At 64.4% G+C, this 1,386-nt stretch carries 2 pseudogenes; one reads left to right on the plus strand and one right to left on the minus strand.

Annotation, left to right across the window (positions count from 1 at the left end):
* Positions 1-115, plus strand: a pseudogene (locus ABT025_RS39430) (helix-turn-helix domain-containing protein); the annotation flags it as partial.
* 19 nt (positions 116-134) lie between these two features.
* On the opposite strand, the pseudogene ABT025_RS39435 reads toward ABT025_RS39430, so the two are convergent.
* Positions 135-872: pseudogene (locus ABT025_RS39435) on the minus strand (transposase family protein).
* Positions 873-1,386 lie beyond the last annotated feature (514 nt).

The following is a 1,386-nucleotide window of genomic DNA, read 5'->3' on the forward strand; positions in this document are numbered from 1 at the left end:
GGCCGGCGGGAACCGGGTGCCGGTCATCGCCCAGCTCGTGGCCGCTGACGAGGACACCGTGCGTGATCTCATCCACCGCTTCAACAAGATCGGCCCGGCCTGCCTGGACCCTCAGTGAGTCTTTTCCATCTTGATCAGGTGGCGGGTTCGAGGGCGACGACGGCTCGGACGACGGCGGTGATCCGGGTGGTGCTGCAGTGGCGTTTCCGCAGGAGCCGCCAGGACTTAAGGATGGCCATGGCGCGTTCGCCGAGGCTGCGGATCTTGGTGTGATCGCGGTTGTGACGTCGGGGCCAGCCGCGCAGGTGCTTGACACGGATCGCAGGGCCGGCACCCTGATACGCCTTATCGGCCCAACACTTGATGTCGTTTTCGGCGAGGGCGGCGGGAATGCCGTGGACCCGCGCCGCGGTCAGGTCGTGCGTGGCTCCCGGCAATGCGTCCGAGGCCCAGATCAGGCGGCCGGCGGGATCGGCGAGGACTTGCACGTTCATCCCGTGGTGCCTCTTCTTCCCCGAGTAGTACGGCCGGTCGGCGGCGATGCGGCGATCGGCACCACGGTGTCGTCGAGGATCACGTACGCCTTCTTGCGGACGGGTAGTCATGGCCTGTTCCAGCGTGGGCGCGAGAGCGGCCAGTAGGTTGACGGCCTCGCGTATGTAGCGGTAGGCCGTGGCGATCCCGATGCGAAAGCCTGCGGCAAGACGGGCGTAGGTGTCGCCCCAGCGAAGGTGGGCCAGGACGAGCAGGGCCTGCCGGCCACAGGTCAGGCGACGCCAGCGTGAACCGATCCGACGGCGGTGACCTGCGAGAAGACCGGAGAGATGCCTCAGAGTGCGGCTGGACAGAATGCCGGACGGGTAGACAAGCACGCGAAAGCTCCTGGCGGACTGGTGATCTTGGTCGTGAACCCGTACACCAGGAACGTTCTTCATGCCCGCCGCCGGGGCGTCGGCCCAACCACCCGTCAGGTGAGAAGAGGTTCACGGTCCCGCGCCTATATCTCGCCCGATTCGCAAACGACAAGAACCAACTGATGCGAGTTAAACTCCCGTGCGGGCAGCGCTCGAATCCGTCGAGGCAGATCCGTCACCGACGCCGAGGTCGACGAGATGTGGGCCCTCATGACGGACGTCGAAGACTACAAGTATGAGGCCCACAAGACCCTCCACGTGCATGCCATGAACAGGAGTTTTCCTGGAATGGCCGACGGATTCTTCGGTCGGGGCTGGGACGTCGTCCACTTCACCAGAAAGGCACTCATCCCTACGGACACCCCTGTCGTTCTTATTAACAACGGCTAACACAATGAGGTGGATCGGTCCTGCTGACCGTGTCCGCGTCAGAGATTCAGCGTTGTTCGGGCATGGGGACTTCGCCGTGGAT

Source organism: Streptomyces sp. NPDC002809 (assembly GCF_040295435.1).
Taxonomy (GTDB): domain Bacteria; phylum Actinomycetota; class Actinomycetes; order Streptomycetales; family Streptomycetaceae; genus Streptomyces.